Here is a 25,296-nt window from a genome sequence, read left to right on the forward strand (position 1 = left end):
TTCCCGTCCATTACGTCAGGAGCACTAAATTGATTATTGGATGCTTTGCTTTGATCGAGCCGTTCTCACCACTGAGACGACAATTTCAGCTCGTTCACGAGTTGGGACTCAAGCACATTGACTTGACCGACAATCATGATGGCGCGACGCTCGGCACCGAGTACGGGTTTGCGGCCTCGGCGAGTCTCGATGCCCACCCTAGTATCATTCGCGGCATGTGCGAAGAATTTGATCTGACACTCACCAGTGTTTGTGCTCACGCGAACTTAATCGATCCTCCGTCGCCGGATCGCTATGGCACCCTTGAACTGATCAAGGCCATCCGTTTGGCTGGTTTGCTTGGAGTCAAGCAAGTTATCACGACGGAAGGGGAACCGCATACCGAGTTTGGTATCTCGCTTGATCGAAAACAACGGATCTTTGCTATTCGAGAGAAACTTGACGAACCGATCAGGTGGGCAAGAGAACTGGGAATTGACTTGTTGCTAGAGCCACACGGTGAATTGACCGATACCGTTAATGGCATGAGTGATCTATTGGAGTCTTTAGGCAACGATGACGTCATTGGTATCAACCTCGATACCGGAAACTCATGGCTCGGTGGCGGTGATCCCCTTGAGTTTATTCGGACATTCACGTCACGAATTAAACATGTTCACTGGAAGGATATGGGGGCCGAGTGGGAACCGAAACGCGGTACGCTATTTGGCTGCGGCATGGGGTCGATACCACTTGGCGACGGAATTATCGGTATCGAAGCGATCGTGACCGCACTGAATCAAATCGGATTCGACGGACCAACAACACTCGAAGTCGCGGGTAGCGACAACGTGCAAGAATCAATCCAGCGGCTCCGTCAATGGAGTCAATCCTGCGTGCCATCCGTAAGCTAACACGCTGCGGATGACATTGCTTCCAGCTAAAATAGAACAAACGGCCTGCAGACCACCAGCAAAAAGCTACTTCCTCCACATCACCCTACCTTGAAAATGAGAGTCAACTCATGAATCGAAGTCAACTCACTCGACGTAACGTCTTGAAAACCTCCGTAGCCGCGGCCGCATCCTTCGCGGTTCCATACGCCATTACCAGCAACGCATTGGGAACCGATACCGTCCCACCGGCCAGCGATCGATTGACGGTGGGTTGCATCGGAGTTGGCAACAGAGGTCGCGGTCTGCTAAGAGAGATGATGCATGTGGAAAAGGCGAAAATCGTCGGTGTATCGGACTGTTATCAAAGTCGTCGCGAGCCAATGGCTAAGTTATGTGATGCGACCGCACATGCGGATTTTCGAGAGCTGTTGGCGCGAGATGATATTGACGCGGTCGTTGTTGCGACGCCCGATCATTGGCATGTTCCGATTGCACTTCGTGCAGCCGCAGCTGGTAAAGATGCCTACGTCGAAAAGCCTCTGGGACTCACCGTCGAGCAAACGCTTCTTTGCCGCGACACATTCAATCGTGCCAAGCGAATTTTCCAGTACGGAACTCAGCAACGTTCTTCGCAACCCTGTTGGCTTGGCTGTGAATTAGTGCGTCAGGGAAAAGTGGGAACCATTCGCAAGATCACGGTTCGTGCGCCCAACGGTTCGGCTGGTGGTTCAACCGAACCTGCTGCGATCCCCGAAGATCTTGATTATCCAATGTGGATCGGACCTGCACCGATGAAAGAGTACACGGTAGACCGCTGTAAAGTCCCCGGCACCTATCACAATTACGACTACTCGATTGGGTATCTTGGCGGTTGGGGAGCTCATCCTCTTGATCAGATGATTTGGGGCTCCGACGCCGATCTATCAGGCATGATTGAAATCGAAGGCACCGGAGACATCCCTACGGAAGGCTTATACAACACCGTTATCAATTGGAATATGAAGGGCAAACTTGGCGAAGTCGATTTCGAGTTCACCACGGGAGGGGACCTGACAACCTTCTACGGGGACGAGGGGTGGATTTCGGTGCGTCGCGGTGGCGTGGATGCCAGCGACAAATCTTGGCTGGAGACAAAAATCGATCCAGCGGATGCGAAACTGAAAGTCAGCCGACGTCACATGGCAGACTTTGTCGATTCGGTGTTGAAACGTGAATCAACGGTTGCTCCGATCAACGATGCCGCTCGTTCGGATGTGATTTCGCACCTCTGTAATATCGCAGTCCGAACCGGTCGCAAAATCACTTGGGATCCAAAAAAAGAAACGATCGTCGGTGACCAGGACGCGTGCGAGCATTTACACCGCGATATGCGAGCACCTTGGACACTGAGCTAAGGAAAGAGCAATGAGACAACCACGTTTGTTAATGACGCTCGCCGTCGTGCCCCTGCTTTTGTTGGCAGGCTGCCCAGCCACGCCACCTCCGGCTTCACCGGAGGACAAGCGTGATGACACCCTTGAGGATACAGCGGTCTTGAATGCGACCACGACATTGTCGCATGAACAACTTGACGCCATTCGGGAGTCCATCGAATCCTCGGCCGGCAAGTTGACGTGCGATGCGGATGGAGTGCCAGTCGAAATTGACTTGGCCGTAGGCCGTGGTTCGGCCAGTGCCGAAGCGTTCCATGCGGCGTTGGAATGCCGAGGCGTTAAAAAACTTCGTATTCGCGCCGGTGGAATTCCAGTCGATTCCCTGGCACGACTTGGCGAGATGAAGTCGTTAACTGACTTGACCTTAAACGATGCGAAACTCGATGATGAGCTATTGTTGAAATTTGCCGTTGAGCTTCCACAACTACGACGGTTGACGATTCGCAATTCGCCTTCGTTAACGGATTCGGGCATCGCGTCAGCGATTCAATCGCTGACGCTGACTCATCTGACGTTACTGGAGCTGGCGATTGGTCACTCGACGCTCCATGAAGCCGCGAAGCTCCGTGACCTAGCGTCATTGGATATTCGATTGTGCCATCATGTTACTGCGGAATCTCTCGCGCCACTGGTTGATTCACTAAGTATCAAGGAACTAAAACTTGGTGGGCAACTCATCAATGACGAAGCGATCAGAGCAATCACTTCGATTCCCACGTTGAAAATATTAGCGATCGCAGATTCGGCAATCGGAGCTGATGCATTGCGGTCGCTGACTGAGGAATCAACGCTCGCACGACGAATCGAAGCATTCACGGTTGAGCGTTGCCCCAACATTGACGACGAAGCATTGGTGCAACTTGAAAAGTTCCCAAATCTGCGCCGTCTGACAATCACTGACGTTCCGGTAACCGGCAAATTCTTGGCATCGCTGCCGACCCTTGATCAGCTAACGCTATTGTCCCTGAATCTGACTTTCTTGGACGACACTGCTTTTGAGACAATTAGCAAGTGTAAGGAGCTTGAGCGATTAGAGATTGCACAGAGTTTTCTAACTGAAGATGCCATTGCTGAAATCGCAAAGCTTCCGCGTTTGAAAACACTGAACGTCAGTGATTGCGGACTTGACGATGCGATGCTCCAGCCGCTGCGAAACTCAGCGTCGATTGAAAAACTGATCACTGGGGAAAATGCGTTCTAAGGCGAAGGATCACGAATTGTGAACCTGACATCCGAACGAATAGCAGAATGATCAATCACAAACAGTCGATTCATTGGCAAAGCGAAAAGCCCAACGGCTAAAGAGGGGGCATCGATGGGAACCGCGCATGATCCTAGCTCTAATGCGTCCGTTGCAGAATCTTCGCTGGATGTTAGCTATCGATTATCACGCACGGAGATGATAAACTGAATCCGAAAGTTATCAGGAGAATCATGAAGATGAAGATCGAACATTTTGCCCTCCAGGTTGAAGATGCGGCTGCCGTTGCCGTTTGGTACGCAGAGCAGTTGGGGTTTACAGTGAAACGTGCTGCCGACAACGGTTATCCCATTCGTTTTGTGGCCGATGAGTCAGATGACGTGATGATCGAGTTCTACAGTAAGCCGGCGATTGAAATTCCCAACTATGCAGCGATGGATCCGTTAGTCTTTCATATTGCTTTCGTGTGCGACAATCTTCCTGCGACGATTGAACGTCTGGTCGCTGCCGGATCGCTTTTAGTTTCAGGTCCGAAGCGGTCGGACAATGGAGATGAACTTGCAATGCTACGCGACCCTTGGGGCTTAGCGATTCAGCTGTGCTACCGTTCGATACCCATGGTTTGACTTAATTACACCCCTTTTAACTGGACGATAACGTAGCCTAGGCTACACTAAATCTCCTTCGTTTCTATTGTTCCAAGGATACGTGAAAATGACGAATATCGATAGATTTTCAAAAAAGACATCCGCCTCTCGCCGAAGCTTCCTCAAAGCATCAACTGCTGTCGCCGGTGCCGGAGTTGCCGTCCCCTATTTCATGAGCAGCAGTTGTGCTCGCGCTGCTGACGCGAACGGCAAGCCAACGATTGCCGCAATTGGTGTTGGCGGAAGTCGTGGTCGCTACAACCAAGGGCGTGCTATTGCAAACAATGCCGCACATCATGGTCAGATGATCGCGGTTTGCGATGTCGATGATGTGCACAACGATGAGTTTAACGCGGCCTACGATGGAAAACTTAACACGTATCAAGATTACCGCAAACTGTTTGAAAGTGAGAAACCGGATGTCGTAACCATCGGAACGCCTGACCATTGGCACGTTCCGATCGCGTTACATGCACTCGACCATGGTTGTGACGTGTACTGTGAGAAACCGTTGACGTTGACGATCGAGGAAGGTGAGTTGATTCGCAAAGCGGTCGAGAAATCGGGCCGTGTGTTCCAGGTTGGCACGATGCAGCGAAGTTGGAATCTATTCATGTACGCCGTCGCGATCGTGCAAAGTGGTCGACTCGGCGAAAATGTGGTCGCCCATTGCGGCATCGATAGTGCGCCAAGTGGAGGCCCGTTTGAAACGACTGACGTGCCCGAGGGGCTCGATTGGGATCTTTGGCTAGGACCAACACCCAAAAAAGATTATTCAATGGAGCGTCGTCGCTTCTTCCGCTGGTATCAAGAATACTCTGGTGGAAAGATGACTGATTGGGGAGCCCATCACGTCGACATCGCGCAGTGGGCGTTGGGGCTGGATCACACCAGCATTAAAACCGTTTCCGGAACTGGAACACTCACTCCGATTGTTCCCGATGAATTCAATTGGAAACAGTTCCTTGATGGCGAAATCAGTTTGCCCAATGGGTATAACGCTGCGACCAAATTCAACATCAATCTGGAATTTGAAGGCGGGCAAAAAATCAGTGTGAACAATCGGTACGAATCGGGAACCACCGCATTCGGAAATGGGATTCTTTTCGAGGGAGATAAAGGGCGAATCTTTGTCAACCGCTCAAAGTTGCAGGGGACTGCGGTTAGCGAAATTTTTGGCGACAACCTGGAAAAGAAACGCGATGCAGACGGAAAATCATCCGACAATTTCAAAGAGTGTTTTGATCGTGTTGACGATGCGACTCGAACCGAGTTCGCAGAAGCATTCAAGACTCTGAACAAGGGTAAAGATGTCACCTCTCACATGGGCAACTTCTTTAGTTGTATCGAGGATCGCTCGGAGCCAATGTCCGATGTTGAAAGCCATGTCAACTCGATGAATTCACTTCATATGTGCAACATTACCTTGATGTTAGGACGTGAACTGAATTGGGACAGCAAGTCCCAAAACTTCGGTAGCGACGACCAAGCGAATGCACTAATGACGCGGAAACGTCGCGCCGGGTTTGAGTTGGAAGCCTAATCGTTGGCCAACTCCACGATTTGCTCTATTGAAATTCAGGATTTTAGCGAGTTTGTTCAGCAGAGCTGATAGAGATTTAGGTCGGGACCTGCCCCGGCCTACGATGATCCGACTTCAATGATGAAGATGCTGTCAACGAGAAGGCGTGTCAGTACCAGCAGGGACACAATCCGTGGTTTTCTGTTTTGGACTTGTCTCGTAAGAGTCGTTGTTAGTATCGCCTCGCAATGCGGCAGATTCGGCGAGCAAAGACTCAATCCAATATGATGTTCGATGGCGATTGGCTTTGGTTCTGGCATCAAGTATGTTAGTGACTGCAATTCGCAACAGGGTCATTGGTTGATCATGCAAGGTGAATTCATCATGTTTCAGTTGTGCTGGATAATGATGTCCATTCAAGTGTCTTTGTGAGAGTGGCTAGGACGATGACTGCAGAACGCCGATCGATCAAATTTGAGAATCTTGATCAAGTGGTTCTGAAACTGGACCAATTGCTTGCGCAGGGCTATACGAAAACTGGGAATTGGGATTTGTCTGCAATCTGCGGTCACCTTAATGACTGGATGCGATTCTCGATCGATGGCTATCCTAAATCGCCACTACCGATTCGGTTTGTTTTATGGTTGATGAAGGTGACGATGGGACGGCGGCAATTAGACAGTGTTCTCAAGAAAGGATTCAGGGATCGACTGCCCACGATGCCTGGAACGGTTTACGATACCGATCGATCAACCGACGCCGAGGCGGTAAGTCAATTGACCGATACAATCAACCGGTTCAAGGTTTTTGCAGGACCGGTTCATCCGTCACCCCTGTATGGTCCGCTGACGCATGATGAAGCTCTGCAATTACAGTTGGCTCACTGTTCGCACCATTTGAAATTCTTGACACCCAAGACGCCGTGAACGCTGCTTCATGAGAACCGAATGGTGAATCGCGATGCGATCAAGCGTTTTTTCGGTCGATTTAAAAGAGGACTCTTCTCATCGTATGGCTAGCAAAAAGTCCGGGACGGGGTTCAGTCTCAAGGACCAACTGTTCAACAGTGAACGAGTCCATTATCTCGCGGGGCTATTCCACGCAGCCAATGATGGATTCGACAAGGCAAGTTTTATCCAGGCAACGGTTAAACGGTTTAGCAAGCTCGAATTGAAAGAGCGGATCGTCCATATCGCGTCCATATTGGAAGACCACCTCTCGCCCGATTACCGAGTCGCTGCAAAACAGATTGCAGATGCCCTTCCGCCACCATTGGATCCAACCAACACGGACGATGACTTTGGCGACTTCATCTTCATGCCGCTTGGTGAGTTTGTTGTGCGGAACGGGTTGGCAAAAGAACATCTTAAGTTGTCGCTGAAAACGTTGAAGATCTTGACGCAGCGGGTTTCGATGGAAGATGCCATTCGCGCATTCATCAACACGCACACTGCCGAGACAATGAATGAACTGCAAAAATGGTCGACTGATCGGCACTATCACGTACGTCGCTTAGTGAGCGAAGGAACACGCCCGCTATTGCCCTGGTCCAAGCGTTTGACGATTGAGCCCACGGTGGCAATTCCGCTGCTCGACACACTGCACGCTGACTCAACGCGTTTCGTTACGCGTTCCGTTTCCAATCATTTGAACGACGTTGCGAAGTCGCATCCCAAAGTGGTAATGAGTACTCTGGAACGATGGAAGAATCAGAACAAGCAAAACGCAACGGAACTTGACTGGATGAGCAAAAACGCCTTGCGAACGCTAGTCAAACAGGGGAACTCACAAGCACTCAAGTTTCTCGGATTTCGATCGAATCCAAAAATTGAGGTTAGCAAATTTTCGGTCAAGCGATCTCGGCTGAAGCCTGGTGACGCGATCGAGTTTTCCTTCACAGTGACAGCGATGCGTGACGAGGCTCTGATGGTTGATTTCGTGATCGACTTCGTGAAAGCCAACGGGAAGCTTTCGCCAAAAGTACACAAACTCAAGCAGATCCGCTTGTCAAAGGGGCAATCGACGAACGTGGTCAAGCGACACGTCTTGCGAGCCAATGCGACCACCTACACGCTTTATCCAGGCACACATCACTTGACCTTGCAAATCAATGGCAAAGCATTCGGTTCCGATTGTTTTGAGTTGCAGTAATCAGGATACTGCCTTCGCGACGTTTGTTGTCAAATTTCTAGGTTCCATACTCGGCGAACTCGAAACACGCGGACTGGCCTGTGTCGAGTGTAGACTCGGCGGTCACTTCTGCGATACTAGTGATTCAAGTTCGCTCGCGTGGACAAATTTTGAAAGGCTAACTGTATGAAATACCTATCTGTCGTCGCGGTTTTTCTCGTGCAATTGTCAGGTTTCGCCGCAGGTCCTGTGAAGCCGAACATTGTGCTGATCATGGCAGACGATGTCAGTTGGGAAGCGTTTGGTTGTTATGGTGCAGAGGATTACCAGACACCGTGTATTGATGAGTTGGCGGAAAAAGGGATTCGCTTCGAGCATTGCTACTCGACACCGATCTGCACGCCGTCGCGAGTGATGTTGATGACGGGAAAGTACAACTTTCGCAACTACACTCATTTCGGTTACCTAAATCCGAATGAGAAAACCTTCGGAAATTTGCTGCAGGAAGCGGGATACAAAACTGCGGTAGCCGGAAAATGGCAATTGAACGGACTCTACAACAGCCTGCCCGGACATGACGACAATTCTCGTCCCTACAAAGCTGGATTCGAAGAGTATTGTCTTTGGCAGCTAACCAAGCCAAAGGACAAAACAAGCGAACGATTCTGGAGTCCACCACTCGAACACAACGGCCGTTTCGTTTCTGCGCAAGAGAATGACGGCAAATATGGCCCGGATATTTTCTGCGATTTCATCTGCGACTTCATGCAGCGAAATAAGGACCAACCGTTTTTTGCTTACTATCCCATGGTGCTTGTTCATAACCCATTTGTTTCAACACCAGACACGATCGGACACGCTCCGCGTACACAAGCAGCGAATAAGTCGGGCAAGAACAGCAAGGCTAATTTTCAAGCCATGGTCAACTATATGGATAAGATCATTGGGCGGGTCGTCGCCAAAACCGAGGAGTTGGGAATAGCGGAAAACACTTTGATTCTATTCACTGCCGATAACGGGACGAATACTTCGATCACGTCGCGTTGGAACGGACTCTCGATCAAGGGAGGAAAAGGCGGAATGAAGGACATGGGCACGCATGTTCCTTTGGTTGCATATTGGAAAGGACACACACCCAATGGAAAAGTACTTAGCGATCTCGTTGATTTTACAGATCTTTATCCAACTCTCGCCGATGCCGCTGGCATCAAACTTGGTGGATCCGATCCCGTTGACGGTCACAGTTTCTTTCCGCAGCTTCGTGGTGAAGTCGGCAACCCTCGCGATTGGGTGCTTTGCCATTACCAACCTTATTGGAATAAGTCCCCTGGCCAATTTGCGCGGACGGCCCAGTATAAACTTTACCGTGACGGGCGATTCTATGAACCCGCGGGTGATCTGAAAGAGCAAAGAAATCTCTCAAGTGAGCTGGCGGGTGAGCGACGCATTGATGCGCACCGCAAGCTAAAGAATTTGCTTGACGCAGCGCCCCCAGCACCAACGGACAAAAACGCGGGGCGAACAACGAAAGACCGGCCGGTCTATCCCGAATGGCAAAAGCTAAGAACGGAATAGCAAAACGTTCCTTTGTCGTCGAACTCAATTTTGTGCTTTCTCGAAACGATCCTTATCACATGATTTTCAATCATGTGATAAGGCCACGAATCATGGCTTTTGTTCTGGTAAGCGAATGCAGGAAAGATGCTTGGAGATACTTTCGGGCTGTAGCAGGGATCTTTTCAGTCAGTGAACGATTGTTAATACTGCGGACGGTTTTTTTGTTGCAGCTGTTTTTCCCTAGAAGGCTTGGCATTATGAAAACGGTTATCTCAGCGCTGTTGTTTCTTGTCTGTTCAACCGTGGCGTATGCGGAACCGTTTTTCGTGGCTGGTCAAGATCCAAAACCTGCGGGTAAGGTTTGGAAGCCAGTCGGGGATCTGTCGGATGAGTTTGACGGTACATCATTGGACGCATCAAAATGGCAGAGTGAACCGGTTGGAAACGGATGGGTTTGGGTTGGGCGACCGCCGGCATTATTCAAGGCGAGTAACGTCGTCCTAGAAGACGGGAAGATGAGCGTCACCGTTGGCAAGCTTGATATTCCGGTTGTAATTAAAGGTAACACGTTCACGCATCAAGGGGCTATCGTTCGCTCACTGCATCCAGGGCATGTGGGATGGTATTTTGAATGCAAAATGAAAGCGAACCAGACGGAGATGTCGTCGACGTTTTGGCTGATGACAAAAGGCAATACGAAGAAGAGGCTTGAGTTGGATATTCAGGAGTGCGTTGGCAGGACCTCGGACAAGACTGAAAAGTGGGGGAAGAACTGGGACCAAATCTTTCATTCCAACGCCATCCATCGAACGAATCAATACAATCCCAAAAAGGTCCAACTGCAAGGTCAGAAAAGAACCGAGACAAAGAACTCGGAACGCTTCTATGTGTATGGGGCATGGTGGAAATCGCCAGAGGAAATTCGGTTCTATTTGGATGGGAAGTACGCCTATTCCATTCATCCTAGCGTCGAGTGGGATGTGCCAGCCTTTATCCAGATGGCGATCGAGACCTACAGTTGGAATCCACTCCCCGATGATGGCGGGCTGGTGGAAAGTGGCACGCGGGAACAGCGGACGACGCAGTACGAGTGGGTCAGGACCTGGAAGCTCGAGTAGGTGCTGGTTGCCTGTCAGTGCGGTTTTGTTGGGCGGTGACGACTCTTTCATCCGTGGTTCAACAGTCGTCACAATTCACAAGCCGTCACGGTTCCAAGGACGGTCAACGTGTATTCAATGCACAATGGAAGGAAGCGATGATGAGGCTAAGGCATGGACATTGTTGTAATGTCCGACGAGATCGAATGGAAAGCGACACATAGATGAAATACATTGCACTTGGGCTCGTCGCATTGATGCTGTGTGGCACTGTGGCGTTGGCATCAGACGATTCCTCTGGCCGTACGGTGATCAGCGCCAACGCTATCTCGTCTGGTGCTGCGGTTGAAGTTGCTGATGAACTTGCAATCGGGAACCCGGTGGACGAGAAATCAGATTCGGCAGCCCTTTTTAAGGCAATCACAAGGGTTTTCACTCTCGTTGCCGTGCTCGTTATGCTTTTGGTTGCGATTACGCGATGGAAGATTCATCCGTTTCTGGCCCTGCTGATCAGCAGTCTATTGCTTGGGCCGGTATCGGGGTTGGCTCCGATGGAAACGGTTGAATCATTCTTGAGTGGATTCGCTGGCACGATGAAGTGGATCGGTGTGGTGATCGTGCTTGGTGCTTTGATCGGAGAACTTCTTAGCCAATCTGGCGGTACGCTTAAAATTGCCCACACGATCTTGGATTTTGTCGGCACCAAACGTTTGCCGCTGGCAATGGGCCTTACGGGGTATGTTGTTTCCATCCCCGCATTTGTCGATATTGCCTATATCATGCTAAGACCGATCGTCGAAGTGCTTGCTGTGAAGAGTCGTCGAAATGTCTTGGTGGTCGGGCTTTCGTTGGCAGCAGGCTTGACGGCTAGCCATGCACTATTGCCACCAACGCCAGGTCCTTTAGCGACCGCTGCAATCCTGGACGCCGATATTGGTCGTGTCATTATGATCAATGTCGTTGTCGCCGCGTTTGCCGTTTTGGGCGGGCTTCTATGGGCAACGCTCTATTGTCGCAATGTTCGATTGCCCGAAGACGATGCGCTACGCGACAAGCTGCATCAATCTACGACCGAGGATCAATGTGAAAGCGAAGCCAGCCCTTCGTTCTTTTCTGCCATTGCCCCGATCCTGTTACCATTGGTTTTGATTGCGGTTGGAGCATTGTTGAGTAACGAGCAAGAAGATGGCTTGGCAGCGATTGTTCAATTTTTGAGCATGCCGGTTGTTGCATTACTTTGCGGGATACTGGTGGGCATGTTTTTGCTGCGTCGTGGCACGCGGCTTGCCAAGCTTAGCGGGCTGGTGGAAAAGTCGATCGAGAGTTCGGCGGTTGTTTTGATGATCACCGCAGCAGGCGGAGGTTTCGGTGGCGTGATTAAGGCCACCGGCGTTGGTGACGATATTGCAGCAATGTTTGTACAATCGCACTTGCCATCGATTCTGTTTCCGTTTTTGCTCGCCGCAACTTTAACAACCGCCACTGGATCGTTGACAGTGTCGATGGTGACGAGTTCATCGGTCGTTGCGTCGATGCTGCCGTCGTTAGGGCTTTCGCCAGAGTTTGCCGTGGCGCTGATCGGGGCTGGCAGCCTTTGTATTATCCATGCAAACTCCAGCTTCTTTTGGCTACTCAGTCGGTTACATAACATCCCGCCGGACGTCCTGTATCGAACCTACTCTGTTCAGTCGGTTTGCATGAGTCTCGGTGGGTTAATGGGGGCGTTCTTGCTGCATCTTTTCGGGGTCACTTGATTAAGGGGTCACTTGATTAAGGGGTCACTTGATTAAGGGGTCACTTGATTAAGGGGTCACTTGATTAAGGGGTGAACGGTGATCGTAAACCGGTATGTTCTCGATTCGCCAGGTTCCAATCGAATTAAGTAGTCTTTGTCTTCGATCGTCTCAGGGCTGTCTTGGGAATCGTGATGCCCGATCATTGGTTCAATGCAGGCGAACGGAAATCCCGGTGGCGACCAAAGGTTGACATTGGGGAAATCTCCCAAGTCGACGGTGACGAAAGGACTCTCACCCTTTTGGGCTAAGCCGATCGTTCGCGCCACAGTATTTGTTAGCAAGATTCCGCCGTCCGGAACGCGGTTGTCCCCGAAACTGAGTGTCGATTCATCCTTCATGAACGGGATTACCTTCGGTTGGATTAGGCTTTCAACGATCTCGTTGCGGTCCGTTGAGATTTTTTTGGAGAACCAATATTCAAAGTCCTCCCGTTGATACTTTGCCGAGATGGGAAAAGCGAATCCTGGATGGCCTCCAAGTGCGAATGGCATTACTTCGTTGCCATGGTTCGCAACTTTGAACTCGCTGATCAATTGTGTGTCTTCAAGGCGGTAGGTAACCCGCAACTCGAATGGAAAGGGGTATTGCCGGAGGGTGTCTTTATTTGCAATGAGCCTAAATGTCGCTTCGTTGGCGTTTGGGGAGGGCACTGTTTCAAACAGCCGGTAAATTGCTAACCCCATCTTAGGGATCACATAATGGTTGTCTTGATACGAGTAGCGGTCCCCTTTGAAGCGTACGTTGACAGGAAACATCAGCGGTGCACGGTCGCTCCAGAATTTCGGATCACCATGCCAGAGATACTCACGACCCGTATTCTTCGCTACCAAACTCGTTAATTCGGCACCTGTGGAGTTAATGCGAACTCGAAGTGCCTCATTTTCGATCGTGATGTCGTTGGTCTCATGCGCGAACGCAGGAATGGTCAGCATCGAAAAAAATGTTGCGAAAATCAGGGTCAATTTCATTGTGCTACCCTCACTGAAAACCAAGTTGTTGTGCAGACGCTGTGTCGTGTCCTGCTATTGCATGTTTACGGTATTTGATTTCATTCTATTGTTTTTTCCGGAGCCAATTTCAGCACTGCTCGAGAATTTCTGAAAACAAAAACGTCCAATTTTGGAAGCTACAGGCGATTCCTTTGATGATCCTTCATCCAAACCAAGAGGTTGTTACCGTTCGTTACCCACTGCCATTTCGAATTCTGTACACTTCGCGAGATACGCTGGTGATCGGAGCTTTGCGCCATGCACTTTAGTGTGCTGGAAAAATCGATCGTGAGCGGCGAACAATGTGCCGATCGCGTTTCGCTTCTCGAATCAAATCCCTCATCGTCCATTGCTCAATGAATTGTTTTTCTGTGTCTATTCTGTCAGTTTCTAGCAGGTTCGATCGATTATGCCCTTACGTTGCACCGGTGCCGTGTACGGGTTGCCTCGTATTGCTTTTTAGCTTGTTTTTGGCGTTCGCCTCGGTCCCAATCATCAGTTCTGCGGATGATGTGCCACCGTATTTCGAGAAGCTTCGGAAAACCCGGGAAGAGTCGGATCGGTCGATTGTTTGGAGACAAATGGGACCAGGGATGTCGGGGAACAACTACCACGTGGATTGGCATCCTACCGATCCCAATGTTTTGTTCCTTGGGCCAAATATGAAGGCCGCCTATCGTTCGGGCGACCAGGGGCAAACCTACGAGACGATACTCGATTGGGACGCGAGTGGTGCAAAGGAAAAGAACCGAGGCCCGATCGAAATTGAAGCACCGGATTTTTCTCATCAGAATCCAGATTTCGGTTTTTGTACCGTTGAGGATGATTCGGCCTTGTGGAAGACAACCGATCGCGGCAGGACTTGGACCAAGATGACTTCAGCCGCGTCGGTATGGGAAGGCTATCGGCTAGGCGACGTATCGGTTGATCCGACCAACGATCATATTTGGTATGTCGGATCCGGTGCCGTATACAACGTCAATGATTTTGGTTTCAGTCTCGCGAAACCGCATGGTTACAGAAGAAACAAGCAACCTCATCAAGCACGTATCTGGAAATCAACCGACAAAGGTGATTCATGGACTGACATCACTCCGAAAGGACTTCAGAGCGAAGCACACATTACGAAGATCATCGTCAACCCGGAAACACCTTCGACGCTGTTTGCTGCCACAACCTACGGATTTTATAAAAGTCTGGATGGCGGATCGACGTGGACACGTAAGGATGGAGTTGGCTTTGATCACGACATTATCCGTTCATTGGATATGCATCACGACAAAAGGACCGGCGATATAGCGCTTTATGCTATCGATCTCGTTAAATGGAAGGCCGATGGCCTCAAGGTTGTTAACGATGGGGGTGGGGTGTTTAAGAGTGTCGATGGTGGAGAGAGTTGGGCCAAGATCAACGGAAACATGGCAGTGAATGTTGATGTTCTATGTAGCGACTATTCGTTTCGCAAGACCTACTATGACTGGGCAATTGCGAGGTGGTTCGGTGTCAGCGAAAAGCAAGCGATTGCCTCTTATCCCGAGAAGGCAACCAATCTGCTTCATCGCGTGGTGCGAGTGCGCGTGGATCCGAATGATCCCAACAAAGTTTTTGTGATGAACGACTACAAAGGGAAGGAGCAGCATACCTTCCAAGGTGGCATCATTTGGCGCAGCGACGATGGAGGAAAAAAGTGGTTCGTCACTTTTCGTAACGGCACTGCATGGGAGGGCGTTCATAAAGCCTATTGGAAAGGGCGAGGCAACCCAACCTCGCATAACGTGACTTGGGCTGCGCAATCCCATTGGAAGGAAGAGGGTTCCTATTTCAAAAAGGCAGGAGTAGCACTTGCCTTCAACGCCGATGGTTCCGTGATCGCTTGTCAGATGGCAAAGCTGTTGATGATTTCGAAAGATGGTGGCGATACGTGGGAAGAGATCGACGAAGTTGAAACCTCACCCGAGAGCGACATTTGGGTTTCCGGTGGGAACAGCAACATGCCTGGACAGAATTTTTATCAGGATGAACGTCTTCCAGAATCGGTTTTCTTTTGCACAGGCGAGAATGATTATTGGGTCACTCGGCCTGGTGGCGATGCGATCCTCAAGGGTGTGCAAGCGGCCCAGAGAATGCGTTTGGGGCCAGCCGAGTATTCGTGCAGTTCGGTTGCATTGCATCCTCGTGATGTGAATACGGTCTATACTTTGCAATTCCGCCAAGCCAATCGTGGTGAATTGCTCAGGTCGATCGACGGTGGGAAGACGTTTTCGCCGATCGGAACGCCTGTTCCAACGCCTTGGCCAGTGCGAAAAGGCGGTGACCAGTCGGTGCATCAGCAGAACCTGACGATCGATCCGGTCCATCCTGAGAATATGTACTTCAATGTTCCTCGTTCTTCCAACACGCTATGTTTCGTAGGAGACACGCTTACGGGATTCGGCATGCACAAATCGTCCGATGGAGGTTTGACTTGGAAAGACGCAAACCAAGGGCTGCCCGCGACTTTGGATGTGGCAAATTTTCGAATGGACCCCCAAAATAGTGACACTCTCTATGCCGCGGTTTACGGAAAGAACGGTGGTCTCTTTAAGAGTACGGATCGAGCGGAGCATTGGACTCGGATGAAACTTCCCCAAGGCATCACGAGCGTCGTTGATATTCATTTTTCCAAAGATCAAAGGTTCTATATTTCGTGTGGGCACAAGAATGCATCGGTGGATGACGGCGGTGTGTTCTATACGAAACAGAAACATCCAGTCAAAAATGACTGGATAAAGATTTTCCACATGCCATGGACAGGCAAAATAAAGACCGCTGCCTATGATCCAAACATCATTCTTGTTGCTTGTTTGCCAGGAGTCTCGATCAAACATATCAATCCCGGTGCTTACCTCTCCGAGGATGGTGGCAAGACATGGGTCAAGATCAACATTGGCAACGGACAATCGGATCAAATCAATGACGTGGCGATCGATCTTTTCAAGCCCGATGTCTACTATTTGTCGACAAGAGGGACCGGTCATTATCGAGGCACTTTGGCGTCCGCGTCTCCAACGATGCGTTCATGGAAAGACAAATCGGGTCGAGTGATAGAGGCTATACTGGTTTCGGTCGAGGCCAATATTGCCGTGATCCGTCGAAAAGACGGTCGCATTTTTCGTGTTCCGATCGAGACGTTCTGTGACGTTGATCGTGCCTACATTTCAAAATTCATTCAGAAGTAATCAAAAGCGATTCAACAGGAAAATGATGATGAGAAACAACACCGTGGTGATCGCTGTCGTTCTGTTGGCGACATGCTGCATCGCCAATGCCAATGCCAGTGCCAGTGCCAATGAATTCGACGGCGTGCGAACGTCCTTTAACTCTGACTGGAAATTCAGTCGAGAAGCCAGGGGCGGTGCTGAAGCCCCGCAGTTTGATGATCGGTCATGGCAACCGGTGACGCTTCCGCACGACTGGGCAATCGCTGGTCCATTTGAACCAAAATACAACGCTCGCAATGGTGGGTTGCCGTTCCATGGCACCGGTTGGTATCGCAAACGTTTTTCATTGCCCACGGATGCCAAGGGGAAAGCAATCTCGGTCGCCTTCGATGGTGCAATGTACAACGCACACGTTTACATCAATGGCAAATTCTTGGGGAATCGTCCCTTTGGATATGTCGGATTCCAATTTGATTTGAGCGAGCATCTCAAGTTTGGCGAAGGAGAATCCAATGTAATCGCTGTGAAAATGAGTCCCGAGGATTTGTCGACACGTTGGTATCCAGGTGCTGGGATCTACCGCAATACTTGGTTAGAGATCAACGATCCAATCCATGTGGGGCAATGGGGCACTTATGTCACGACGCCTGAAATCACCGATTCGTATGCGAAAGTAGCTGTTCGTACCACAATTGAGAACAGTAGTGACAACGCAAGCAATCCGACTATCGTCACCAGTGTTCTTGACGAGAAGGGCAAAGTGGTCGCGGAGACGAGTGGCGAACTCGCCGTCGACGGACGATCAATCGCCGATTTAAATCAGCATTTGAAGGTGTCAAATCCAATTCGCTGGGACGTCGAGAATCCCTATCGCTATCAAGTTCGGACGGAAGTACTCCTCAGTGGCAAAGTGGTCGACACCTACACGACACCACTTGGTATTCGAACGATTGAGTATTCAGCCAACAAAGGCTTTTTGCTCAATGGTATTCATGTTCCGATTCAGGGCGTTTGCCTGCATCACGACAATGGACCGTTGGGGGCGATTTCCAATCGTCGCGCCATCGAGCGTAAACTGCAAATTATGAAGTCGATGGGCGTGAATTCTGTACGCACATCGCACAATCCACCTTCGCCTGAGCTAGTAGAATCTGCAGATCAGTTGGGGATTCTGTTGCAGGTCGAGGCGTTCGATGTTTGGAAAATCCATAAGCAAATGGTTGCAAAATCGTACAATTTGTATTTTGACGAGTGGCATGAACGTGATGTTCGCGACATGATTCGCCAACATCGAAACAACCCGTCGGTGATCATGTGGAGCATTGGCAATGAGATTATGGAACAGGGGGCGAAAGACGGGGGGAAGGTTGCCAGAAAGCTCACGGAAATTGCTCATGATGAAGATCCTTCGCGATTGGTTGCTGCCGGTTTCAATAATCCCGTCGGAGCCATCAAGAACGGGTTGGCGGATGAGGTGGATATCATTGGCTTGAACTACAAGCCGCTTATGTATGAAAGCGTGCATAAAGAACATCCCGATTGGCTCTTGCTGGCGAGTGAGACCTCCTCGGTCACCAGTACGCGAGGCGTCTACCACTTTCCAATTGAGAAATACAAAACGCACGACTCGCGTCATGTCACTAGCTACGACTTGATCGGGCCTCCTTGGGCGTACCCACCGGATGTCGAGTTCGAGTATCTGTCACGGAATCCATTCGTGATGGGCGAATATGTTTGGACGGGATTCGACTACCTAGGCGAACCGACGCCCTATGGTGGTAAGGACCACTCAGGCGATGGCTATTGGAACGCCGATTGGCCCGTGCGAAGCTCTTCATTCGGGGCCGTTGATTTGTCTGGCTTCCCAAAAGATCGTTACTACCTTTACCAAAGCCAGTGGACGAAGGAGCCCATGGTGCATGTGCTGCCGCATTGGAATTGGGAAAACAAAGCTGGCGAAACGATCCCCGTTTATGCCTACACCAACGCTGAAGAGGTGGAACTGTTCGTGAACGGCAAGTCCATGGGCAAGAAGAAGAAAGGCATAGACAAGGCGGACATCCATGTCGACTTCTTGCGTTGGGATACCGAAGGGGAAAAAGACAAAGTGTGGAAGTCGCCGTTTCGTCTTGGTTGGGATGTCGAGTATGAGCCTGGCAGTATCAAGGTGGTCGCATACACGGATGGCGAGGTTGTTGCGGAGAAAGAAATAAAGACTGCTGGTCCTCCCGCAAAGATCCATCTAGTCCCCGATCGCAAAGAGATCCAAGCGGATGGTCAAGATCTTTCTTACGTTTCGGTGTTGATTGAAGACAAAGATGGCAACCTCTGTCCAAATGCAGAAAACTTAGTTCGTTTCTTCGTGGACGGCGCGGGCGAGATCGCTGCGGTTGGCAATGGCAACTCGTCGACTGTTGAGTTGTTCAATGTCGATTACCGTCGCGCGTTTTATGGCAAGGCGATGCTCATCGTTCGGTCCAAAGCGGGTGAGAAAGGTGAAATCCACATTCGTGCATATTCCGACCGTTTGGCGGAGGCCAAGCTCAAGATCGAGAGTCATTAGGAATCACGCTCTCAATGGCCTCGCTCGGGCGTTGAGTTTTGACGAATCTGGTCCCGAAGTTTTCTTGGGAATCGGACGATTTCCAACCTCGGTCCATTGACCGGCGGCTCAATTGTAATACAATACGACGGTCCAGTGGGGCGGCGCCGAAAAAGACAGGCTCCGAGGTAGGGTTGGGCCAGCCTTTTCGTTGCTCTTCCCTCCTCGATTTTCTGTCTCAGGCGGCGTGGATAGTTGGTTCGGGAGGATTGGTTGCTCGCGTCTTGGCACGCAGTGGCGTAGGTGCCGCATCCTTTTGAACCACACTTTATTTTACCGGTTTGGAGAATTCATAAGTGATAAAGGTTCAACTGATAGCGATCACCATTGTCGCCTTGCTTTCCCTGAATGCGACGGCTGGCGAAAAACCGAATATCGTGTTGTTGTTCGCAGACGACGCAGGCTATGGTGATTTTGGCTTTCACGGAAGTCATCATTTCAAGACTCCGAATCTTGATCAGCTTGCCAAGTCGGGTGTTCGGCTAACGAGTTTCTATGTGACCGGTGCAACGTGTGGTCCATCGCGTGCCGGAATGCTGTCGGGAAAATGTCAGCAGCGTTTCGGATTTGAAGAAATCAATGTGCCTGGCATCATGAGTGACCACAGCAAATTGCTAGGCGATGAGATGGGGCTGCCGACTCAGTTGCCTACGATGGCGGACCATTTGCAGGATCTCGGTTACCGAACAGCTGTCTTTGGAAAGTGGCACATGGGGGTAGCGGACCGATATCATCCATTGAAGCGTGGCTTTGATGAATTTTATGGGTTCCGCGGTGGCGCGAGAAGTTTCTTTGCATACCCTGATCCGAATCGAGCTAAGCGTGAAAACTTGATGGAGCGTGGCTTCGAAGGTTTTAAGGAGCACGAGGGGTATCTCACCAATGTGCTTGCCGATGAAGCTTGTGATTTTATTCAGCGTAGCCAGGACAAGCCGTTCTTTGTCTATCTGTCGTTTAGCGCCGTTCATACGCCAATGCAAGCTGATCCGCAGGACAAAGATACGTTTTCTGAATTGAACGGCACTCGGCGGATAGCGGCGCAAATGATGCTTTCGATGGATCGGGCTTGCGGGCAAGTTCTCGATAAGCTCAAGGAGCTTGGTCTCAGTGATAATACGCTGGTCGTTTTCTCGAACGACAATGGCGGCCCGATGGACAAGAACGGGTCAAGTAATTTTCCGCTCAGTGGAGTGAAGGCAACGCAACTCGAAGGCGGGCTCCGAGTGCCAGGCCTCGTTGCTTGGCCGGGAAAGTTGCCAGCAGGTGTTGACTATGAGTTACCGCTCAGCACGCTCGACCTGTTGCCCACGTTTGTTGCCGCCGGTGGCGGTGATCCGTCTGTAATCGAGGGCCTCGATGGTGTCGACATGCTTCCCTATTTGCGGGGTGGCAATAAAGGTCGCCCGCATCAAACGTTGTGTTGGAAGATGGAAACTCGGGGCGCGATTCGTGACGGCGATTGGAAGCTGTTGCGTTTTCCTGATCGACCAGCAGAACTATTTGACATCGTCAAAGATCCAGGCGAACAGAATGACTTGGCAGCGGACAATCCAGAGTTAGTGAAGACGCTCTTTAAGAAACTGTTCGCTTGGGAGCTTGAGCTTCAACGCCCGTTGTTCATGCTTCGACGCGAAGAAGAAGGTTGGTCGTCACGGCGCGCAGACGAGTTCCGTTCGCCGCCTGCTGAAACGTACTAGGGAAACGTGGCCTGGGCTGCCCAGTCTGGGGTTTGCTTGCCCCATTGGGATAAATAATGAAAATATACGCTAAAAAAATCACTTTCACGATCATGTTCCTTTCGCTTGCGACGATGTCGTTTGCGATGGCCGAAGATCCGAAGCCATACGGCGACCTCTTGAAAGACAGGTCCGCCGATTGGCAGTTTGTTCCGGCGCTTTCCGATGAATTCAACGGGGATCAGGTCGATACGAATAAATGGAATATCGATACAGAGGACTGGGGGACGTGGAGCTGGGAGCCTGGTAACGCTTTTCAGAAAGATGGCTCTTTGCATCTTCAGATGGTCCAGGAAACTCATCAGCGTGGAAATCAAAAACTCTTTTACAAATCGGGTATCGCACGAAGTCCCAAAACGATCACTTACGGCTACTTTGAAGCCAAGGTAAAGGGTTGTTCGCGATTCCCTGGTGCCTCGCCGGCGTTTTGGTTACATAGTAAGGGACCCGAGAATCGTTACGCCGCTACGGATGGTGAGACGGTGGCCTATTCGGAAATCGATGTGATTGAATTGCAGCAATGCGAATACGACTTCAAGACCAAGAAGCACAACGATGTGAACCGTATCGATTGCAATCTTCATACGATCCTTGTCAAGGATGGTAAGAAGCAATGGTTGCGTCCCAATATGGATCCTGCGAAATGCAAGAACGAGTACGATTCTCCGTGGGATCCGCGCGACGATTATCATGTCTACGCCGTCGAAAACACAAAGGATACGATTGTTTGGTACATCGACGGAAAGGAAGTTGCTCGAAAAGCGAATCTGTACTGGCACCTTCCCATGCACGTCACCTTGTCGTTGGGGTTGCGATACCCGTTTGAAGCGTACAAGGACGGTAAGCGGATTCCAGTTCCAGAAAAAACCACCTTGGAAGGTTTCCCAACGACAATGTTTGTCGATTACGTTCGAGTTTGGCAAAACAGTCAGGTCGCTTCGCAACCACCGACTTACAGTCAAGTCGAACAGCCCAAAAAAGCGAAGGCTGCGACGGACATGACCAAGGAAGACTTTGTTGCGATGGAAAAAGCCAAATGGGAAAAGAATGGCTGGCCGTGGAATCAAGCCAAGGTGGAATCGAATTTTGCCGAGATCGATACGAACAAAGATGCGATCGCTTCTGGGCTAGAGCGGCAACAGTGGTTCAAGAACAAAATGAAGTCGACGAATTAGCATCAATGTTTGAGTCGATGGCGATAGCAGGTGTCGCAAAAGTGGCCTGCTGATGGTACCAACCAACGCCGCCGGCTAACGACGATTTTTCAGCGCAAAAGCAAGTCCATACACAACAAGAGAATTGGATGATTTCCAGACTGTTTCTAAGCATTACCTTTGTGCTTTCCTTCTTTTCAACCGGTCTCGCCGACAATCCCCATCCGGCGTCGGATCCCTCAAATGAAGGCGGTTGGACATTGAATCCAGACGTCAGTGATGAATTTGAGGGAACTCAACTGAATGAGTCAAAGTGGTTGATTCAAGGGAAAGATGGAGTCTACAAGTCGAGATGGATTGGTCGAGCTCCTTCTCAATTCTCGATCGACAATGTGCGACTCGAAGACGGCATGCTGAAAATCGAGTCGCGATGGGAGCCCGACTTTGAGTTTTCTAAGAAACGTGACATGTCATGGAACAAAATCAAAGAGGGCACCGCTTACGAGAACATTACGACCGCGGCAGTGATTTGCAAAAATGAATTCTTGTACGGTTATATGGAAATCAAGTGCAAAGCAGCAGACGCGTCGGTCACCAGCGCCTTTTGGGCGACCGGTAGCAAAACGGAGTTAGACGTATTTGAGTTTTCTGGACGGCCTAAGCAAACGCATAAAACGCATCTCGAATCCGAGCTATGGTCATCGATCCATGATTGGTCCAAACCGGGTGGGCCGACTACCTGGACCGATCGGCTGCAACTTGATTGGAAAGTGGCCGATGGCTTTCATGTGTATGGTCTTGATTGGGATCCGGAATACTTAAAGTTCTATGCCGATGGGAAATTGGTCCGGACTGTAGAGCGGAAAAAAATTGGCGATGAGGCGTGGGTTCTAACAGGCCCAATCAGCATTTGGGTCGATTCGGAAACGTTTCCCTGGCATGGAATTCCCGAGAAGGACGATTTGCCGGCGGATTACGAAATCGAATACATCCGAGTGTGGCAAAAAGAAGGCTTGAAAGTCAGGCCGCGTGACATGGCGTCTGCTCAAGCCGAGGCCAACGGAGACGGAACAGGATCCAACGAGGTTTTGTTTGACTTTGAAGGTCCGATCGATCTCGGCGGAAAGAAACAGGATTGGTGGATCGCCCCAGACTCTCGACCCTATTTTTCGATCACCAAAGCAAAGGCAAGTGGAGGAACTAAGTCGCTTCAATTCAAACACTCCGGTGAACTGTCTGGTCAATCCACTGCATTCGCTCCCTTTGGATCAATGAAGCTGGACTCAGGCCAGCATGTGCTATCGATGAAAGTATGGATTGCCCCGGATAGCTCCATCAAGAAGCTCAATGTCATCCTTGAAGATCCGTGGCTGAACCTAAAACCTTTTGATCTGACCGAGGTTGCGACAGGCGAGTGGGTGACGCTTCGTCAAACCTTCAAACGTCGCGAGCCATCTGGAAGTAAGGATCGCCTGAGAATCGTTGTCGCTATGGAGGACGCGGGCGAAAAAGGAAGCACGCTGTACATTGACGACATGTCGATCGAGTAACATAGGCTTTTGGTTGTCGCGAAGGTCACCCAGACGTTCTGCATCTGACGTTTTCGGCCAATACGTTTTCGGCCAATACGGTTGACGTTTTTGGGCAACGAATCATTTTCCTCCGTCATACGAAAATTTGAAACAGCAAAGCATGAATTCACACACACGAACCGCCTTCATCTACGCAACGATCGTCGCGATGGGGGGCTTTCTGTTCGGTATTGACGCGGCATTGATTTCGGGTGGCGTCGATTTGATCAAGGGCGAGTTTGGGTTGACGCCTGAGCAATTGGGAACGGCCGTGGCTTCGCCTGCTTTGGGAGTCTTGCTGGCCTTGCCATTTGCTGGTTGGGTCTGTAATAAGTTTGGTCGCAAGAAGGCGATTATTTTGATTGCCATTCTCTATTTGATTTCAGCCGTCGGTTCCGCTTTGGCCCCCAATTACTGGGCGTTGGTTGCCGCACGTTTCTTGGGCGGGGTGGGTTGGAGTTCCATTTCATTGGCTTCGATGTACATCGGCGAAATTGCTCCGCCGAAGTGGAGAGGTAAGCTCGTCTCAATGACTCAAATCAATATTGTCGTTGGTTTGTTCGGAGCCTACTTCATCACATATTTGATTTTCTATTTGGCAGGTGCCGATATCGACTGGGTGAAATCCCTTGGCGTAACACCCGATAATGCCTGGAGATGGATGTTGGGTGCCGAGGTGCCGTTTTGCCTGCTGTGGTTAGGCCTTTTGCTGATTATTCCCGAGAGTCCCTATTGGTTAATCTACGTTCAGCGAAGCGAGGAGGCCGAAGCGAAATTGGCTAAGTTGATGCCGCAAAGTGAAATCGCAACTCACGTGAGTGAGATTCGTGAGAGCATCGATGAAGTGGCACATGAGCGTTCGTCATGGACTGAGCTGAAGACGATATTCAGCAAGCCAATGCGTTTGATATTTATCATCGGTATCACCATCGCCATTGCGCAACAATCATCCGGCATTAATGCTGTTCTGCTGTACGCACAGACGATTTTTAAGCAATTGGGGATCGGCGAAAACGCGGCTTTCGTACAAGCCATTTGGGTTGGGTTAACCAGCGTCATCTTTACGATTCTGGGCCTGCTGTTGGTCGACCGATTGGGACGACGCCCGCTAATCATTTGGGGAATGGTGTGGATCATCGCCAGCTTGGGTCTATGTGCGTATGCATTTCACGAAGCCCGTTACGTTCTTTCGGATCAGTCAATCACCGAGATGGCCGAAGACGCAAAAATCGCTAAAAGCGTGGTTGCTGAAACCGGCGTGCAGTCCGACGTGTTGGGCGCCGAACTCTTGAAGCCGTTGGCAGGTGTTGAATTTGACAGCGACATTGCCCTCCGTCGAGCGGTTTACGATGCGCTTGGTAAAGAAAACGGATCGAAGCATTTCAATAAATTGCTGGAGGCGTCGATTAAGATCAACGCGAAACTAGTGCTGCTTGGCATCCTTAGTTTTATTGCCGCATTTCACTTCTCGGTTGGTCCGGTGATGTGGGTACTGTTCTCAGAGATCTTCCCGGCATCCGTCCGCGGGATGGCGATTCCGTTCTTTGCCGTCGTCACCAGTTTGACAAGTTGGATCGTGCAGTTCTTTTTCCCAAGGCAGTTAGAAAGCATGGGAATGACTTACATCTTCTTGTTCTATGCAACAACGGTTGCGATCGGTCTGTCGATTCTCTTCTTTACTTTGAAGGAAACGAAGAACATGAGCATCGAAGAAATCCAAGCGGCACTTTCGCCAAAAGCATAACGTTTGACCATAGTTTAAGGCTACGTAATCATCACATACTGG

At 50.3% G+C, this 25,296-nt stretch carries 17 protein-coding genes; 16 read left to right on the forward strand and 1 reads right to left on the reverse strand.

Translation table 11 applies throughout. From position 1 onward, the window contains the following. The first annotated feature begins 29 nt into the window (after positions 1-29). The 10 genes from CA13_RS23670 to CA13_RS23715 all read left to right on the forward strand — a co-directional run bounded on the left by CA13_RS23670 (position 30) and on the right by CA13_RS23715 (position 12,216). Positions 30-893, forward strand: coding sequence for a sugar phosphate isomerase/epimerase family protein (locus CA13_RS23670; RefSeq protein WP_146400897.1), 864 nt, complete (start codon positions 30-32; stop codon positions 891-893). Positions 894-1,003: 110 nt separating this feature from the next. After that, on the forward strand, positions 1,004-2,269 hold the full coding sequence (locus CA13_RS23675) for a Gfo/Idh/MocA family protein (RefSeq protein ID WP_146400899.1): 1,266 nt from the start codon (positions 1,004-1,006) through the stop codon (positions 2,267-2,269). Between the two features lie 10 nt (positions 2,270-2,279). Further along, complete coding sequence (locus CA13_RS23680) at positions 2,280-3,509, forward strand: leucine-rich repeat domain-containing protein (RefSeq protein ID WP_146400901.1); 1,230 nt, start codon at positions 2,280-2,282, stop codon at positions 3,507-3,509. 233 nt (positions 3,510-3,742) lie between these two features. Then, positions 3,743-4,135: a VOC family protein gene (locus CA13_RS23685; RefSeq protein WP_419194736.1), complete on the forward strand. Its 393-nt coding sequence runs from the start codon at positions 3,743-3,745 to the stop codon at positions 4,133-4,135. An 88-nt stretch (positions 4,136-4,223) separates the two neighbouring features. Continuing rightward, positions 4,224-5,699, forward strand: a complete 1,476-nt coding sequence (locus CA13_RS23690; RefSeq protein ID WP_146400905.1) for a Gfo/Idh/MocA family protein — start codon at positions 4,224-4,226, stop codon at positions 5,697-5,699. Positions 5,700-6,124: 425 nt separating this feature from the next. Then, positions 6,125-6,604: a DUF1569 domain-containing protein gene (locus CA13_RS23695; protein WP_146400907.1), complete on the forward strand. Its 480-nt coding sequence runs from the start codon at positions 6,125-6,127 to the stop codon at positions 6,602-6,604. Between the two features lie 85 nt (positions 6,605-6,689). Continuing rightward, positions 6,690-7,829: a hypothetical protein gene (locus tag CA13_RS23700; RefSeq protein WP_146403854.1), complete on the forward strand. Its 1,140-nt coding sequence runs from the start codon at positions 6,690-6,692 to the stop codon at positions 7,827-7,829. A gap of 165 nt (positions 7,830-7,994) precedes the next feature. After that, the gene (locus tag CA13_RS23705) at positions 7,995-9,383 is read left to right on the forward strand and encodes a sulfatase family protein (protein WP_146400909.1); all 1,389 of its coding nucleotides are present in this window, start codon (positions 7,995-7,997) and stop codon (positions 9,381-9,383) included. 239 nt (positions 9,384-9,622) lie between these two features. Further along, complete coding sequence (locus CA13_RS23710) at positions 9,623-10,483, forward strand: LamG domain-containing protein (protein WP_146400911.1); 861 nt, start codon at positions 9,623-9,625, stop codon at positions 10,481-10,483. Between the two features lie 203 nt (positions 10,484-10,686). Next, positions 10,687-12,216, forward strand: a complete 1,530-nt coding sequence (locus tag CA13_RS23715; protein ID WP_419194737.1) for a GntP family permease — start codon at positions 10,687-10,689, stop codon at positions 12,214-12,216. A gap of 56 nt (positions 12,217-12,272) precedes the next feature. Here the strand turns inward: CA13_RS23715 and CA13_RS23720 are convergent, their stop codons facing one another. Then, on the reverse strand, positions 12,273-13,226 hold the full coding sequence (locus tag CA13_RS23720) for an aldose epimerase family protein (RefSeq protein ID WP_146400913.1): 954 nt from the start codon (positions 13,224-13,226) through the stop codon (positions 12,273-12,275). 614 nt (positions 13,227-13,840) lie between these two features. On the opposite strand from CA13_RS23720, the gene CA13_RS23725 reads away from it, so the two are divergent. From CA13_RS23725 to CA13_RS23750, 6 genes are all read left to right on the forward strand, one after another. Continuing rightward, the gene (locus CA13_RS23725) at positions 13,841-16,465 is read left to right on the forward strand and encodes a hypothetical protein (RefSeq protein WP_146400915.1); all 2,625 of its coding nucleotides are present in this window, start codon (positions 13,841-13,843) and stop codon (positions 16,463-16,465) included. A gap of 28 nt (positions 16,466-16,493) precedes the next feature. Then, the gene (locus CA13_RS23730) at positions 16,494-19,010 is read left to right on the forward strand and encodes a glycoside hydrolase family 2 TIM barrel-domain containing protein (protein WP_419194738.1); all 2,517 of its coding nucleotides are present in this window, start codon (positions 16,494-16,496) and stop codon (positions 19,008-19,010) included. 335 nt (positions 19,011-19,345) lie between these two features. Further along, positions 19,346-20,746 (forward strand): sulfatase-like hydrolase/transferase, encoded by a 1,401-nt coding sequence (locus CA13_RS23735; RefSeq protein ID WP_419194739.1) that lies wholly within the window; start codon positions 19,346-19,348, stop codon positions 20,744-20,746. Between the two features lie 56 nt (positions 20,747-20,802). Beyond that, positions 20,803-21,960, forward strand: coding sequence for a kappa-carrageenase (locus CA13_RS23740; protein ID WP_146400919.1), 1,158 nt, complete (start codon positions 20,803-20,805; stop codon positions 21,958-21,960). A 128-nt stretch (positions 21,961-22,088) separates the two neighbouring features. Next, positions 22,089-23,489, forward strand: coding sequence for a family 16 glycosylhydrolase (locus CA13_RS23745; RefSeq protein ID WP_419194740.1), 1,401 nt, complete (start codon positions 22,089-22,091; stop codon positions 23,487-23,489). Between the two features lie 142 nt (positions 23,490-23,631). Then, on the forward strand, positions 23,632-25,254 hold the full coding sequence (locus CA13_RS23750) for an MFS transporter (RefSeq protein ID WP_146400921.1): 1,623 nt from the start codon (positions 23,632-23,634) through the stop codon (positions 25,252-25,254). The last annotated feature ends 42 nt before the right edge of the window (positions 25,255-25,296 follow it).

Source organism: Novipirellula herctigrandis (genome assembly GCA_007859835.1).
Taxonomy (GTDB): Bacteria; Planctomycetota; Planctomycetia; order Pirellulales; family Pirellulaceae; genus Novipirellula_A; species Novipirellula_A herctigrandis.

What these genes read in the sequence shown, in the direction of transcription:
- CA13_RS23675 (WP_146400899.1), top strand. Translation starts at nt 1,004, where the DNA reads ATGAATCGAAGTCAACTCACTCGACGTAACGTCTTGAAAACCTCCGTA.
- CA13_RS23680 (WP_146400901.1), top strand. Translation starts at nt 2,280, where the DNA reads ATGAGACAACCACGTTTGTTAATGACGCTCGCCGTCGTGCCCCTGCTT.
- CA13_RS23685 (WP_419194736.1), top strand. Translation starts at nt 3,743, where the DNA reads ATGAAGATGAAGATCGAACATTTTGCCCTCCAGGTTGAAGATGCGGCT.
- CA13_RS23690 (WP_146400905.1), top strand. Translation starts at nt 4,224, where the DNA reads ATGACGAATATCGATAGATTTTCAAAAAAGACATCCGCCTCTCGCCGA.
- CA13_RS23695 (WP_146400907.1), top strand. Translation starts at nt 6,125, where the DNA reads ATGACTGCAGAACGCCGATCGATCAAATTTGAGAATCTTGATCAAGTG.
- CA13_RS23700 (WP_146403854.1), top strand. Translation starts at nt 6,690, where the DNA reads ATGGCTAGCAAAAAGTCCGGGACGGGGTTCAGTCTCAAGGACCAACTG.
- CA13_RS23705 (WP_146400909.1), top strand. Translation starts at nt 7,995, where the DNA reads ATGAAATACCTATCTGTCGTCGCGGTTTTTCTCGTGCAATTGTCAGGT.
- CA13_RS23710 (WP_146400911.1), top strand. Translation starts at nt 9,623, where the DNA reads ATGAAAACGGTTATCTCAGCGCTGTTGTTTCTTGTCTGTTCAACCGTG.
- CA13_RS23715 (WP_419194737.1), top strand. Translation starts at nt 10,687, where the DNA reads ATGAAATACATTGCACTTGGGCTCGTCGCATTGATGCTGTGTGGCACT.
- CA13_RS23720 (WP_146400913.1), bottom strand. Translation starts at nt 13,226, where the DNA reads ATGAAATTGACCCTGATTTTCGCAACATTTTTTTCGATGCTGACCATT.
- CA13_RS23725 (WP_146400915.1), top strand. Translation starts at nt 13,841, where the DNA reads ATGTCGGGGAACAACTACCACGTGGATTGGCATCCTACCGATCCCAAT.
- CA13_RS23730 (WP_419194738.1), top strand. Translation starts at nt 16,494, where the DNA reads ATGAGAAACAACACCGTGGTGATCGCTGTCGTTCTGTTGGCGACATGC.
- CA13_RS23740 (WP_146400919.1), top strand. Translation starts at nt 20,803, where the DNA reads ATGAAAATATACGCTAAAAAAATCACTTTCACGATCATGTTCCTTTCG.
- CA13_RS23745 (WP_419194740.1), top strand. Translation starts at nt 22,089, where the DNA reads ATGATTTCCAGACTGTTTCTAAGCATTACCTTTGTGCTTTCCTTCTTT.
- CA13_RS23750 (WP_146400921.1), top strand. Translation starts at nt 23,632, where the DNA reads ATGAATTCACACACACGAACCGCCTTCATCTACGCAACGATCGTCGCG.